The sequence below is a fragment of the Vibrio sp. 10N.247.311.51 genome, assembly GCF_041467855.1.
GTDB lineage: Bacteria > Pseudomonadota > Gammaproteobacteria > Enterobacterales > Vibrionaceae > Vibrio > Vibrio coralliirubri.
The window spans coordinates 33512-48196 of record NZ_JBFSVK010000031.1 but is presented as its reverse complement, the minus strand read 5'-3'; the positions used below and the strand labels follow the sequence as shown (position 1 = coordinate 48196).

Sequence of the window (14685 nt, the reverse complement as noted above, 5' to 3'; positions counted from 1 at the left end):
CTCCTCAAGAGTGCGAAGTGAACGAATAAAATAATATCGTCATCCCCAAGAACGAGGGACGAGTGAGTTGGGGATCTCAATCAGTTTATAGAGAACCTTAAGAGATTCCCTACTCCTTCCTTCGTCAGTCTAGGGAATGACGGTACTTATAGAGCGAAACAATGTCGTCATCCTCAAGAGCGAGGAACGAGCGAGTTGGGGATCTCATTTAGTTTATAAAGAAACTTAAGAGATTCCCTATTCCTTCCTCCGTCAGCCTAGGGAATGACGGAGCCTATAAAACGAAACAATGTCGTCATCCTCAAGAGCGAGGAACGAGCGAGTTGAGGATCTCTTTAAGCGTGCAGATAAACTCTACAGGTTACCTGCTCAATTCTAGAGAATGACGCATACGCTCGACTCGTATCCCTCATCTCGCAACTTCTCTTATACCGGATTATCGATATCAATAAACTCAACATCCAAGCCATGCTCTTTCGCTAACCATTCACCTAGCGCTTTTACACCGTAGCGCTCAGTCGCGTGGTGGCCAGCAGCAAAATAATGAATGTCTTGCTCGCGTGCTGAGTAAGTAGTGCGCTCTGAAATTTCACCAGAGATGAACGCATCAATACCTTGAGAAGCCGCTAGCTCAATGTAATCTTGACCACCACCAGTACACCAACCGACGGTCGTAATCATTTTTTCTTGATTTTCTGGAGCGATATGCAGTGGTTTACGATTTAGCACTTGATCGATTTTTGCTGCAAATTCAGTACCTGTCATTGATGTTTTTAATTTACCAAACATAGCAACCGATTGTGGGTGCCCTTCCAAACCGCCTTCGACTTCTATCTCAAGTAACTCCGCCAGTTTCGCGTTGTTACCAAGCTCAGGATGAATATCAAGCGGTAAGTGATAACCTAAAAGGTTGATGTCATTTTTAATCAGGGTACGAATACGCTTGCCCTTCATGCCACGAATCGCTTCTGACTCGCCTTTCCAGAAAAAACCATGATGGACTAACAAAGCGTCTGCATTCAGTTCTACCGCTTTATCAATCAAGGCTTGAGAAGCTGTTACACCAGTAACGATTCGCTTCACTTCTGTTGCACCTTCAACTTGAAGGCCATTCGGGCAGTAATCTTTAATCTGCTGTGGCTGCAGTTTTTCGTTAAGTAGCTTTTCTAATTGTAAGTTATTCATTTTTCTTTCCAGCTTACCTTTATAATAACGTCGTTATATCAATTTACGGGTAGAATGTCGAAAGCCCCACGATGAGTTTATGAGGAAGAGATGACAGCACTGCAACGTTTTTACCAATGGGTCATCGACTCACCGCCATTACTAGAAATCAAGCCACCGATTTCGGATCTCAGTGCATTCTCTAGCCACCATGCCATCGACTCATCACATACTTATGATGGTAATCCTAGATTAGGCTTCCTCTACCAGCATCTATGTGAACAAGTGATCACTGCCTCACCGAATTACTCGATAAAGCACGATGAGATTCAGATCAATGTGGAAGGCAGAACTCTCGGTGCAATCGACTTTATTCTTGAAGAAGAGAGCAGCCAAAAGCTAGAACATTGGGAAGTGGCGATTAAGTTTTATCTGCTCCACGAACAAACATGGTTTGGACCCAACTCTCACGACCAATTGGATAAGAAACTCGACAGGATGCTCAGCCACCAACTCGAAATGTCCTCTTCTGCCGCCTTTGTTGAGCAATATCCAGAGATCGATGTCGACTCAAAGCACTTATTGATGCAAGGTCGCCTATATACCAACCCATTCTTAGAGCAAAACGTACCTACTGCATGTTTGGGCTACGACATTAACTCGAGCCAGGTTAACGGGTTTTGGTGCTATCAAGACCAAGTTCATCTAATCACTGAAGCGCTCTACCCTCTCACCAAAGAGCAATGGGCAGCTGGTACGGATGATTTCAGCAGTCAGCCTATCACCGAGTTCGGTGATCGCTTCGTCCATGGGCAAACAAAGTCGGGGCAATTCTGGTTTGTGATGCCGCAAAGCTGGCCACACGGTTAGTCGTCTGAGCTAACTCAGTTACCTTTCCCAATTATACGAAACCAACACAAATAAAAAGGGTTGATGCTTTCACATCAACCCTTCTTCTATTTACGTAGCAACTCTAGTAATCGAGATTCGATTATAGGCCAGCGGCTGCAAATACTTGGTTAACAATCTCTTGAGCTTCTGCTTCGATTGCTTTCAGGTGCTCTTCACCCTTAAAGCTTTCACAGTAGATCTTGTAGATGTCTTCAGTGCCTGATGGACGCGCAGCAAACCAGCCGTTCTCAGTTGTCACTTTCAAGCCACCAATCGCAGCACCGTTACCTGGAGCGTGTGTTAAACGTGCAGTAATTGCATCACCAGCCAGCGTCTCAGCAGAAACCATCTCTGGAGATAGCTTTTTAAGCACGTCTTTTTGTGCGCCATTTGCTACCGCTTGAATACGGTTGTACTTAGATTCACCGTGTTTAGCGGCAAGCTCTTCGTAGTATTCTTGTGGGTTCTTACCCGTCACAGCAGTGATCTCAGCCGCAAGTAGGCAAAGAATCAGGCCATCTTTATCTGTTGACCAAGGCGTACCGTCTTTACGTAGGAAAGAAGCACCTGCACTCTCTTCACCACCAAAACCAAACTGGCCGTTGTATAGACCATCAACGAACCATTTGAAACCAACTGGCACTTCGCAAAGCTCACGACCTAAGTCAGCAACTACGCGATCGATTAATGCACTTGATACCAGTGTCTTACCAACAGCAACGTCTTTACCCCAACCTTCACGGTTACGGTATAGGTAATCAATACAAACCGCTAAGAAGTGGTTTGGATTCATCAAGCCTTTAGGTGTCACGATACCGTGGCGATCGTAATCTGGGTCGTTACCAAACGCTAGAGCGTACTCGTCTTTAAGCGCCAGTAAGCCTGCCATTGCGTATGGAGAAGAACAGTCCATACGAACCACGCCATCTTTATCTAGAGACATGAATTGGAATGAAGGGTCCACCGCTTCACTTACCAGAGTAAGATCTAGGTTGTACGCTTTACCAATTTGACGCCAGTAATCAATACCGCTGCCACCCAGTGGATCAACACCAATCTTGATGTTTGCTTTCTGGATCGCTTCCATATCCACAACGTTAACCAAATCAGCGACGTATGGCGCCACTAGGTCAACTTCTTTTACTAGCTCAGACTGTTTAGCCTGTGCGATAGGCGTACGCTTAACACCTTGCATTTGCTCAGCAATGATCACGTTCGCACGGTCTTCAATCGCTTGAGTCAATTCAGCTTCAGCCGGGCCACCGTGTGTCGGGTTGTATTTAATACCGCCGTCTTGAGGTGGGTTATGCGAAGGTGTGATAACAATGCCGTCGGCTTTTTTGTCATTCACTAGGTTGTGCGTAAGAATCGCGTGCGAGATACCAGGTGTTGGAGTAAAGCCATTGTTTTCTTGAATAATAACTTCAACACCGTTCGCTACAAGCACTTCGATAACCGTAGAGAACGCAGGCTCAGATAGAGCATGTGTATCTTTACCTAAGAAAAGAGGGCCAGTTGTACCTTGCTCGGCACGAACTTCAGCCACCGCTTGCGCAATTGCTAGAATGTGATTTTCGTTAAATGTTGATTTGTCTGCTGTACCGCGGTGACCTGAAGTACCGAAAAGTACTTTATGATCTGGGTTCGTAGCATCCGGTTGCTGTAAGAAATAGTTAGCAACTAAAGCCGGGATATTATGAAGATCTTCCTGCTGAGCTTTCTGCCCTGCACGAGGGTGCATAGCCATTTTCGACATCCTTATATATAAAATTTAAAAACAAAAAAACCTCATAATATCTTCTTATCCATGGATATTATGAGGTTTAAATCAGATTTCGTTAAATTGAACCTGTTACTTTTTCTATCAATTCTGCTTGGAAACTCATGCGGCTCATAAGCTGCTCAACCATCTGTCTTTTTCGGCTTGTATTGTTATTAGTAATAACCCAAAAAGGACTTTGTGGAATAGCTTTAGGCTTAGTCGTGTTGCCGTTTGCTAGCAACGTCGCTTCGTTATCTGCAAAGTAAACGCGCTTACGGCCTTTTACTTGAGTTGCTTCTGAAAAGCTTAAAGGGTCGATTTTATGCAGTGTTGATAACACAAGCATGAAACGATCAATGGCTTTCTTTAGTGATGCAAACTCATCTGATATTAGTAGTGAGCGCATTTCTTTAACGCCATCGAACTTCTCTGGAGTAAAGCCTACCTCTTTGCTAACAACGATACCTTTTGGCTCAACGATCTCTTCGATCGGAGCCATGCCTTGGCTATCAACCTGTAACAAGCGGCGCAGAATATCTGAAGCGCTTTCGCCAATACGTTCTGTCTGACCCGCAATAAAACGGTATAGGTCCTCATCAACCTCAATTGTTTTCATTCGCTTTTCACAATCTCAATGTTTAAACTCTGGGGGATTATAGCGAGATCCGCGCGGATACTCTACGTCAAACCCACCATGAATAAGATAAAAATGTCAGTACAGCTCAACTATAAAATTGAAGGTGAGGGTCACACCATTGTTTTGATCCATGGATTATTCGGTAATCTGGACAACCTTGGCTTGCTCGCTAGGGATCTAAAAGCCGATCATCAGGTACTTAGTATCGATCTCCGTAACCACGGTCAATCCTTCCATAGTGACACTCATAACTATCAAGCGATGGCACAAGACGTGGCTCAACTGCTGCATGATCTTAAGTTAGAAGACGTCACTGTGATTGGTCACTCTATGGGTGGCAAAGTAGCGATGGCACTGACACAGCACCTTGCACTGCAAAAGTTGATTGTCTTGGATATGGCGCCAGTCGCGTACACTCAAAGTCGCCACGACAACGTATTCGCAGGCCTACAAGCCGTGATAGAAGAAAAACCGACTTCACGCTCAGACACACTCAAGGTTCTCGCAAAACATATCGAGATCGATGGCGTTCGCCAGTTTTTAACCAAATCTTTGTTCAAAACAGAGCAAGGCATTATGGATTGGCGCTTCAATGTTGCTTCGTTATTGAGCAACTACCCACACATTATTGGTTGGGAACCGATCGAGAAAACCTCGGTCAAAACCTTGCTCATTAAAGGTGGGGATTCAGATTACCTCACCGCAGAACATCAAGCAGCCGTTCAGCAACAATTTTCTAACGCAAAAGCGCATGTCATTGCCAACACCGGTCACTGGCTGCATGCTGAAAAACCAGCAGAAGTACTTCGAGCAATTAGAAAATTCATCGCTTAACTGCGCTTTTTCGTGCAGATAAATGAGAGCTGTGTAATTACTGCAGATTAACTTTATCTCACAACAGTGATATAGTGCGCCCAAGCAAAATTGGTATATAAGGTTCCCATGCTTTACGACTACATGAACATCATCGAATCTGTTGGTTTAGATCTCCTGTTTGCCGCGATTTTCTTTTTAATCGGTATGGCAATTAAGGACGTTCTCAAGCAGGGAAATGTTCCTCCATTTGGTCGTCGCATCGTATGGTTAGTACTTTTCCTTGGCTGTGCGGGTTTTATCGCCAAAGGGATAATCCAACTAAGCTGGGAAGGAACTGGGATCTAACGATTCTCTTCCGAACTTTATTACACCGACAACAGACAAAATGAAAGGTAATGATTCTATGGCAAGTGTAGGTCTCTTCTTTGGTAGCGATACAGGTAACACTGAAGCTGTTGCTAAGATGATTCAAAAGCAATTGAGCAAACAGCTCGTTCACGTTCAAGACATTGCAAAAAGCAGCAAAGAAGATATCGATAACTTCGATCTACTGCTGCTTGGTATCCCTACGTGGTACTACGGCGAAGCACAATGTGATTGGGATGACTTTTTCCCAGAGCTAGAAGCTATTGATTTCTCAACTAAGCTTGTTGCTATCTTTGGTTGTGGCGACCAAGAAGATTACGCAGAATACTTCTGTGATGCTATGGGTACTATCCGTGACATCGTTGAAGCGAAAGGCGGTACTATCCTAGGTCACACATCAACTGAAGGCTACGAATTCGAAGCATCGAAAGGTTTAGTTGAAGGCGATGACAGCCAATTCGTTGGTCTATGTATCGATGAAGACCGTCAACCTGAGCTAACTGATGAGCGCGTATCTAACTGGGTTAAACAAATCCACGAAGAGATGTGCCTAGCAGAGCTAGAAGACTAATTCTCTAGTGGTTGTTAATTGTTACAATTAATAACCATTATGTAGATATGAAAAAACCTCCTTATAGGAGGTTTTTTGCTATTTAAAATCTATTAATTAGCACTCAGCTTCTAATGCTTCATCGTCATCTCTAAATTGCGGCTTCTTTCTTACATAGAGAGTGCGTTGAATTTCTGAAACCACATTACCCTGCTTATCTTTCACGTGAATAATAAATTCAGGAAAACACTTTTCACCGAGCTGTGTCTGACGATAGATATCGTCAAGCTGCCCTTGGCTTATCTCAAAATCTGCATACAAGTCCGATTGCCCCGGCTTGATGAAGTTAATGCTCGCTTCTTTATCCCAAACATAATATCGCTCACCTAAAATTCCCATTAACATCAATGAGTAAACGGGATCGGTAAGAGAAAAAATACTGCCACCATATTGAGTACGATTGGCGTTCTTATTCCACCAGCGTAGTTTAAGTGCTGTCTTAACAACCCTAAAGTCAGCGCTAATGTGGGCTATTCGAATACCCGCTCCCCAAAAGGGAGGCCAAATATTAAGAGCAAATTTTACAATGTTGGGTTTATATATTTTTGCGAGTTGCTTATTCATAACAACATTCCATGTTCATATCAGAAACACCGTCACCTTGACTGGTCGTACCTCCACTATAAGTGAGATACTTCCAATTTACAAAACAGATTGTGATGTCAGTAGTAACCCTTTGAAGTTCGTGGTTTATTGTTATGCCTGACTAAACTATAATGGTATTAATATTGAATTCTGTTAATTGCTGCAGATCATCAACAGGAAAGTATATGTCAGACAATAATCAAGCGCTAAAAGATGCAGGTCTTAAAGTGACCCTTCCACGGCTCAAAATTTTAGAAGTATTACAACAGCCAGACTGCCAACATATTAGTGCTGAAGATTTATATAAGAAGCTGATCGACCTAGGTGAAGAAATCGGTCTTGCAACCGTTTATCGAGTACTTAACCAATTCGATGACGCTGGCATTGTAACTCGTCACCACTTCGAAGGCGGCAAGTCTGTATTTGAACTTTCTACACAGCACCACCACGACCACCTTGTATGTTTAGATTGTGGCGAAGTGATCGAATTCTCTGATGACATCATCGAAGAAAGACAGAAAGAGATTGCTCAGCGTTACAACGTGCAACTAACAAACCACAGTTTGTACTTGTACGGCAAAAGCATTAGCGGAGATTGCAAAGGCAATCCAGACGCGCATAAAGCGAAGAAGTAATACAGAACGCTGGCTTAGGCCGGCGTTTTTTATATAGGGCTCCATAAAGTATCCATGAAAAGAATCCCGCTAGTTAAGGCTTTTACTTTAATTGAGATGTTGGTTATTGTGGTGATTATCGCCGTACTTGCTGTTGTTGCCCTTCCCCGTTTTCTTAACATTCAAACCGATGGCCGTATCGCTCTGTTTGACGCTGCTCAATCTCAATTTCAAAGTGCGATCACGTTTGCTCACAGTAAATGGCTGGTCAGCGGCGGCGGCAACGCTGAAATGAATGACATGCCAGGTTTTGGCGAAGACGCAGACGGCAATGCTCAATTGGACATAAATGACGTCGGCTACCCACTTGGCGTTGATAAAGGTAACCCTATGGGTCAGCCTTACAACATAGGTCAAGGTGATCAAGGGTGTGTGTCAATATGGAATGCCATTATGACAACCGACCTGACTGCTACCACAGACCCGAGCCAGTCCAACAGTTTTGATTTTGTTACCCGCCGTCAAAACCATAGCTTTGTTGCCAAAGACGGTACTCCTCAAAACAAACTCGCGCTTTGCTACTACATCTACACTGGAGTCGATTTCGACAGCGATCCTGGAAATGCAGGTTATGTTTTCTGGTACAACTCACGCACGGGTGAAGTAACCCAACAAGACCCCAATAATCCCTAAAGCTCTGGCTCTAGTGCTTAAAACGCTAGTTGGTCACTAGAAGCGCCTTAGTAATCAAATTTAAGATACAAAAAAACCGGCTCTAAGCCGGTTTTTTATTGGGTCGTTTTTAACAAACTAAATACTTAAGCATTAAGCTTCAGTTTTACCCCAAGTATCACGTAGACCAACCGTACGGTTGAAGACTAGTGCATCTGCTTTAGAGTCTTTCGAATCCACACAGAAGTAGCCTGTACGTTCAAACTGGTACGCTTGCTCTGCCACACCTTCTGCTAGGCTAGGTTCAACAAAGCCATTTAGCGTAACAAGTGATTCAGGGTTTAGCGTTGCAGCGAAGTCATCAGCAGCGGCTGGGTTTGGTACTGTGAATAGACGATCGTACAAACGAATCTCAGCAGGTAGCGCTTTATCAGCAGATACCCAGTGGATAACGCCTTTCACTTTGCGGCCATCTGCAGGGTTCTTACCCAATGTTTCATTGTCGTAAGAACAGAAGATAGTCGTAATGTTGCCTTCTGCATCTTTTTCGATACGTTCAGCTTTGATCACATAAGCGCCACGTAGACGAACTTCTTTACCTAGAACCAAACGCTTGTACTTTTTGTTTGCTTCTTCACGGAAGTCATCACGCTCAATCCAAACTTCACGTGTAAATGGTACTTCACGAGTGCCCATTTCTGGCTTGTTTGGGTGATTTGCAACCGTTAGCGTTTCTACTGTATCTGCTTCGTAGTTTTCGATAACGATCTTAACTGGATCCAGAACAGCCATTGCACGAGGTGCATTTTCGTTCAGATCATCACGGATGCAAGATTCAAGTGAACCGAACTCAATCATGTTCTCTTGCTTAGTCACACCAATACGCTTACAGAATTCGCGAATCGAGCTTGAAGTAAAACCACGACGACGTAGGCCAGAAATAGTAGGCATACGTGGGTCATCCCAACCTTGAACTAGGTTTTCAACCACAAGTTGGTTCAGCTTACGCTTAGACATCACTGTGTATTCAAGATTCAGGCGGCTAAACTCGTACTGACGAGGTTGGCAGTCAATCGTGATGTTATCTAGAACCCAATCGTACAAACGACGGTTATCTTGGAATTCAAGCGTACAGATAGAGTGCGTAATACCTTCCAGCGCATCAGAGATACAGTGAGTAAAGTCGTACATTGGGTAAATGCACCACTTGTCAGCCGTTTGATGGTGGTGAGCAAAACGAACACGGTAGATAACAGGATCGCGCATAACCATGAACGAAGAGCTCATGTCGATCTTAGCACGTAGACACGCTTTACCTTCTTCGAAGCCACCGTCACGCATTTTTTCAAACAACGCTAGGTTCTCTTCAGGGCTGCGGTCACGGTATGGGCTCGCTTTACCTGGCTCTTTTAGCGTGCCACGGTACTCACGGATTTGATCAGGACTTAGCTCGTCAACATACGCTAAGCCTTTATTAATTAATTCCACAGCATAAGCGTAAAGCGTATCGAAGTAGTTTGATGAGTAACAAATATCACCAGACCATTCGAAGCCTAACCAGCTTACATCATTCTTAATTGACTCAACGTATTCAACGTCTTCTTTTTCAGGGTTTGTATCATCGAAACGAAGATTACATTGTCCCTGGTAGTCCTGAGCAATACCAAAGTTCAAGCAAATAGATTTAGCGTGACCAATGTGCAGGTAGCCATTTGGCTCCGGCGGGAAACGAGTATGCACGCTACTGTGTGTACCATCCGCTAAATCTTTATCAATAATTTGGCGAATGAAATTCGATGGACGAGCCTCAGCTTCACTCATCTATAGCACCTCTATGTATTTAGTATTGTCAGAGAAAGTTATCTTTCGTCTCCAAGAAAACGGTCGCTTATAGCGCCAGTCAAAGATAGAAAGATCATTGTTGCTAATCATCCACAATTCTTAGCCTTTGCACAATAAGAACCGTCTGTTAATTACGATTATTTCTGCTATTCGATGAAGAATAGAACGAACCGTGTTCGCTGGTCTTAAACTGCAGGCACAAAAAAGCCTCCCATGTGGGAGGCTTTCAATTTGACACTTACTTAAGAGTAACTTTACTTCTTAATTAAGTACTTCCCTTACTATGGAAGTTTTACATCAGATAGGTCTTCGCCTGCACCGATAGCTTTCATTTCGCCAGCTACGATTTCAGCTAGTGGGCCTAGGATAACCTGTAGGTTGTTTTCACCTAGTTTAACCACACCTTTAGCACCTAGTTTCTTAAGAACAACTTCATCTGCAACAGAGCGGTCTTTAAGAGTTAGACGTAGACGAGTGATACAAGCGTCGATTGAAGTTAGGTTGTCGTGACCACCTAGAGCTTTCAGGTATTGACGTGCAAGGTCGCCCTTTGGTGCGTCGCCAGCAGGAGCAGCAACAGCTTCGTCATCATCTTCACGACCTGGCGATTTCAAGTTGAAAGCGCGGATTGCGAAAGAGAAAGTGAAGAAGTATAGAGCACCGAAGCCAAGACCGATTAGTAGTAGTACGAATGGTTTAGTTGCTAGACCCCAGTTCAATACGAAGTCGATAAGACCAGCAGAGAAACCGAAACCGTGCAGAGTACCAAACATGTTAGCAACTACTAGAGACAGACCTGTAAATACAGCGTGCATTGCGTATAGAGCAGGAGCTAGGAATACGAACATGAATTCTAGCGGCTCTGTGATACCTGTTAGGAATGAACAGAATGCAACTGAGAATAGTGCGCCACCAACTTGGCTACGTTTTTCAGCAGGAGCAGCTAGGTACATTGCAAGTGCAGCACCTGGTAGACCGAACATCATTACTGGGAAGAAACCGTTCATGAATACGCCAGCACCTTTATCGCCACCGAAGAAACGGTGTAGGTCGCCAGATTTAACAGTTTCAGTCACTTCTTTAACTACAGTAGTGATTTCTGGAGTTACAGAGTTAGCGAATGTGAATGTGTGCTCTTGGCCAACAACTAGAGTTTTAGCAAGTGCTGGGTCAACACAAAGTTGAGTGATGTTAGCGAATGCACCTTGACCAGCAACGATGATTTCTTGACATGTACCCATACCGAACCAGAAGTATGAGTTCAATACGTGGTGTAGACCTACAGGGATAAGTGCACGGTTAAGAGTACCGTAAACGAATTGGCCGATAGCGCCAGACGTTGATACTGCATGAGCAAGTGCGTCTAGACCAGATTGAACACCAGGCCACACCACACCAGACACAGCACCTGCAACAAGTGCAAATAGACCGGCCATGATAGGTACTAAACGTTTACCCGCGAAGAAAGCCAGCCATTCTGGAAGGCGTGTTGCGTGGAAAGCGTTGTAAGAGTGACCTGCGATAATACCTGCGAAGATACCGCCGAAGAATGACATGTTAACGTCTGCGTTAATTGTCGTTGCTGTAGCAGTTAGTACGAAGTAAGCAACTGCACCAGCAAGACCTGCTGCGCCGTTACCGTCTTTAGAAAGACCAATCGCGATACCTAGACCAAAGAGCAATGGTAGGTTACCGAAGATAGCACCACCAGCTTGCGCCATGAATGGAATATCAAGTAGATCGCCTTGACCTAAACGTAAAAGAAGCGCCGCAATCGGAAGCGTTGCGATTGGTAGCATTAACGCCTTACCAAGCTTCTGTGCATATCCTAGAATATTCACCAGTTGTTTCCCCCTATAGGATTTTTTAGAATTCGTTTGAGAAACTTATTTTAGTCGCTCAATTTAGTCCTATTCAGTGTATTCAATTAATTTTGCTCCGCAAATTAAAACCTTACCATTTGTGATCCTAATCACCAGTTTTTACCAAATCCAGAGGTTTTTGCTAGCGAGATCATAAAACTTATTTTATCATTCAAAAAAATGAACATTTATAGATAAAATCCAAATCTAATCATTAGGCAAAAAGATGGTATCTCAGAGCTTATAGTGCTCCGTGAATAATCATTAATGATGAACCTAAACGTATAATAACGATCAATTGTTCATATATTTTTCAACAACTTAAATCGCTTCCCATTTTGAAGCCGTTTGCCCATAAAAGATAAATCGTTACGTAAATGATGCTCGCAAACTAAGTCCACATTTAGGTAACGAACGAATTTGAAAGATCTCACGAAATAAGGATTAGCTGACTATGTACGCGCTAAGTAACTGTAAAATTTACACTGGTAGTGATGTTCTAACCGATCATGCTGTTGTAATCGAAAACGAACTGATCAAAAAAGTCTGTCCTATCTCTGAATTGCCAGAAGGAATCGAGGTTCGCGACCTAGACGGAGCAAACCTAAGCCCAGGTTTCATCGACCTACAACTGAATGGTTGTGGCGGTGTAATGCTTAACGATGAGATCACTGCAGAAACCATGCAGATCATGCACAAAGCAAACCTGAAATCTGGCTGTACTAGCTTCCTGCCAACGCTTATCACCTCTTCAGACGAAGATATGCGTGCGGTTATTACGGCAGCTCGTGAATACCACAACCAATACCAAAACCAATCTTTAGGTCTGCACCTTGAAGGCCCTTACCTGAACGTTGCGAAAAAAGGCATCCATAGCGTCGATCACATTCGTAAATCTGACAACGAAATGATTGAGCTTATCTGTGAGAACCGTGACCTTATTGCAAAAGTAACATTGGCTCCAGAGCTTAACGACCCTGAACACATCGAACGCCTGCACAAAGCTGGCGTTGTGGTTTCTATCGGCCACACCAACGCAACTTACACAGAAGCGCGCCAAGGTTTCGAATCTGGTATCACGTTCGCCACTCACCTGTTCAATGCAATGACGCCGATGGTTGGTCGTGAGCCTGGCGTTGTTGGCGCGATTTACGATACTCCTGAGGTTTATGCTGGCATTATTGCCGATGGCTTCCACGTTGATTACGCAAACATCAGAATTGCGCATAAAATCAAGAGAGAAAAGTTGGTATTAGTGACGGATGCCACAGCTCCTGCAGGTGCTGACATGGATTACTTTATTTTTGTCGGTAAGAAAGTATATTACCGTGATGGTAAGTGTGTTGATGAAAACGGCACACTAGGCGGCTCAGCTCTGACTATGATTGAAGCAGTTCAGAATACAGTTGAGCACGCTGGTATCGCTTTAGACGAAGCTCTTCGCATGGCTACGCTATACCCAGCTACGGCTATCGGTGTAGAAAGCAAGCTAGGTCGAATCAAAAAAGGCATGGTTGCAAACCTAGCTGTATTTGACCGAGACTTTAACGTTAAAGCGACTGTTGTTAACGGACAATACGAGCACAATTAAGTATGAATGGCGGACAAATAGGTAACGTAGACTTAGTTAAACAACTAAACAGTGCGGCGGTATATCGACTTATAGACCAACAAGGGCCTATCAGTCGTATACAAGTGGCTGATGTAAGCCAACTCGCACCGGCAAGTGTTACAAAAATTACCCGCCAACTTTTAGAGCGCGGCCTAATTAAAGAGGTTGCGCAGCAAGCGTCTACTGGCGGTAGACGCGCTATCTCCCTAACCACAGAAGTAGAGCCTTTCCATTCTGTCGCTGTGCGTTTGGGTCGAGACTACATTCAAATAAGCCTGCATGACCTTGGTGGTCGTGAATTGGCTTTCCAACAGCAAGACCTGAATTATTCAGACCAATCAGACCTTACCCAAGGCTTGGTCAATAACCTCAAAGCTTTCATTGCTGAGCATCAACCAAAGATCGACCAACTGATTGCTATTGGTGTCACGCTTCCAGGCTTAGTTAACCCAACGACCGGTGTTGTTGAGTATATGCCGAATACCGACATCGATAACCTCGCATTAAGCGACATTATTCGCGATACATTCCATGTTGCTTGTTTTGTTGGTAACGATGTTCGTGGAATGGCGCTTGCTGAGCACTACTTCGGTGCAAGTAAAGACAGCCAAGATTCTATTTTGGTCAGTGTTCACCGTGGTACAGGTGCAGGTATTATCGTTAATGGTCAGGTTTTCCTAGGTCATAACCGTAACGTGGGTGAAATTGGTCATATCCAAATTGATCCGCTCGGCGAGCAATGCCAATGCGGTAACTTCGGCTGTCTTGAAACTGTAGCGGCAAACCCAGCGATCGTTGAACGAGTGCAAAAACTGATTAAGCAAGGCTATGAGTCTTCTTTAACAGAGCTTGAGCATATTACGATTCAAGACGTTTGTGACCACGCGATTAATGGTGATGAGCTAGCCAAGCAAAGCTTAGTTCGAGTAGGTAACCAGTTAGGTAAGGCTATCGCGATGACGATTAACTTATTTAACCCTCAGAAAGTTATCATTGCTGGTGATATTACCAAGGCACAAGAGATTGTTTTCCCTGCAATTAAGCGCAATGTAGAGAATCAGTCGTTAACGACTTTCCATAGCGGCCTGCCTATTGTAGCATCACAGATCGATAAACATCCTACGATGGGAGCTTTTGCTATGATTAAGCGCGCCATGCTCAACGGTGTGTTGCTTCAAAAGCTTCTCGAAGACTAAAGAAAAACAATTCTGATTTTCCGCGGGCCGTGTTTGTATGAACACGGCCCGTTTTT

General features: G+C 44.0%; 14 protein-coding genes. 8 read left to right on the top strand and 6 right to left on the bottom strand.

What is annotated here, in order from left to right:
- Positions 1–426: 426 nt before the first annotated feature.
- Positions 427–1185, bottom strand: a complete 759-nt coding sequence (locus AB6E85_RS21885) for a Nif3-like dinuclear metal center hexameric protein (protein ID WP_372144281.1) — start codon at positions 1183–1185, stop codon at positions 427–429.
- Between the two features lie 90 nt (positions 1186–1275).
- On the opposite strand from AB6E85_RS21885, the gene AB6E85_RS21880 reads away from it, so the two are divergent.
- On the top strand, positions 1276–2034 hold the full coding sequence (locus AB6E85_RS21880; RefSeq protein ID WP_372144279.1) for a DUF1853 family protein: 759 nt from the start codon (positions 1276–1278) through the stop codon (positions 2032–2034).
- Positions 2035–2155: 121 nt separating this feature from the next.
- Here AB6E85_RS21880 and pgm read toward each other — a convergent pair whose 3' ends face one another.
- Both pgm and seqA read right to left on the bottom strand, forming a co-directional pair.
- Positions 2156–3802 (bottom strand): phosphoglucomutase (alpha-D-glucose-1,6-bisphosphate-dependent), encoded by a 1647-nt coding sequence (gene pgm / locus AB6E85_RS21875; protein ID WP_019820492.1) that lies wholly within the window; start codon positions 3800–3802, stop codon positions 2156–2158.
- A 91-nt stretch (positions 3803–3893) separates the two neighbouring features.
- A complete protein-coding gene (seqA, locus tag AB6E85_RS21870) occupies positions 3894–4433 on the bottom strand; it encodes a replication initiation negative regulator SeqA (RefSeq protein WP_019820493.1) in 540 nt (179 codons plus the stop codon).
- 93 nt (positions 4434–4526) lie between these two features.
- Here seqA and AB6E85_RS21865 point away from each other — a divergent pair, with 93 nt between their 5' ends.
- The 3 genes from AB6E85_RS21865 to fldA all read left to right on the top strand — a co-directional run bounded on the left by AB6E85_RS21865 (position 4527) and on the right by fldA (position 6207).
- On the top strand, positions 4527–5288 hold the full coding sequence (locus AB6E85_RS21865) for an alpha/beta fold hydrolase (protein ID WP_268672536.1): 762 nt from the start codon (positions 4527–4529) through the stop codon (positions 5286–5288).
- Positions 5289–5396: 108 nt separating this feature from the next.
- On the top strand, positions 5397–5615 hold the full coding sequence (locus tag AB6E85_RS21860) for a DUF2788 domain-containing protein (RefSeq protein WP_004737900.1): 219 nt from the start codon (positions 5397–5399) through the stop codon (positions 5613–5615).
- 58 nt (positions 5616–5673) lie between these two features.
- Entirely contained in the window at positions 5674–6207 is a 534-nt protein-coding gene (gene fldA, locus AB6E85_RS21855; RefSeq protein ID WP_010436745.1) for a flavodoxin FldA, read from the top strand.
- 96 nt (positions 6208–6303) lie between these two features.
- Here fldA and AB6E85_RS21850 read toward each other — a convergent pair whose 3' ends face one another.
- The gene (locus AB6E85_RS21850; protein WP_268672537.1) at positions 6304–6810 is read right to left on the bottom strand and encodes a DUF4442 domain-containing protein; all 507 of its coding nucleotides are present in this window, start codon (positions 6808–6810) and stop codon (positions 6304–6306) included.
- 206 nt (positions 6811–7016) lie between these two features.
- Here AB6E85_RS21850 and fcrX point away from each other — a divergent pair, with 206 nt between their 5' ends.
- Together fcrX and AB6E85_RS21840 are read left to right on the top strand one after the other, a co-directional pair.
- Positions 7017–7466, top strand: a complete 450-nt coding sequence (gene fcrX, locus AB6E85_RS21845) for a ferric iron uptake transcriptional regulator FcrX (protein WP_048606469.1) — start codon at positions 7017–7019, stop codon at positions 7464–7466.
- A 54-nt stretch (positions 7467–7520) separates the two neighbouring features.
- Entirely contained in the window at positions 7521–8138 is a 618-nt protein-coding gene (locus tag AB6E85_RS21840) for a hypothetical protein (protein WP_372144276.1), read from the top strand.
- Between the two features lie 132 nt (positions 8139–8270).
- Here the strand turns inward: AB6E85_RS21840 and glnS are convergent, their stop codons facing one another.
- Together glnS and nagE are read right to left on the bottom strand one after the other, a co-directional pair.
- Positions 8271–9938: a glutamine--tRNA ligase gene (gene glnS, locus AB6E85_RS21835; protein ID WP_017063407.1), complete on the bottom strand. Its 1668-nt coding sequence runs from the start codon at positions 9936–9938 to the stop codon at positions 8271–8273.
- 302 nt (positions 9939–10240) lie between these two features.
- The gene (gene nagE / locus AB6E85_RS21830; RefSeq protein ID WP_048612171.1) at positions 10241–11800 is read right to left on the bottom strand and encodes an N-acetylglucosamine-specific PTS transporter subunit IIBC; all 1560 of its coding nucleotides are present in this window, start codon (positions 11798–11800) and stop codon (positions 10241–10243) included.
- Positions 11801–12275: 475 nt separating this feature from the next.
- Between nagE and nagA the strand changes: the two genes are divergently transcribed.
- The gene (gene nagA, locus AB6E85_RS21825; RefSeq protein WP_372144274.1) at positions 12276–13412 is read left to right on the top strand and encodes an N-acetylglucosamine-6-phosphate deacetylase; all 1137 of its coding nucleotides are present in this window, start codon (positions 12276–12278) and stop codon (positions 13410–13412) included.
- Positions 13413–13414: 2 nt separating this feature from the next.
- Positions 13415–14629: an ROK family protein gene (locus AB6E85_RS21820; RefSeq protein WP_017062194.1), complete on the top strand. Its 1215-nt coding sequence runs from the start codon at positions 13415–13417 to the stop codon at positions 14627–14629.
- Positions 14630–14685: the final 56 nt, after the last annotated feature.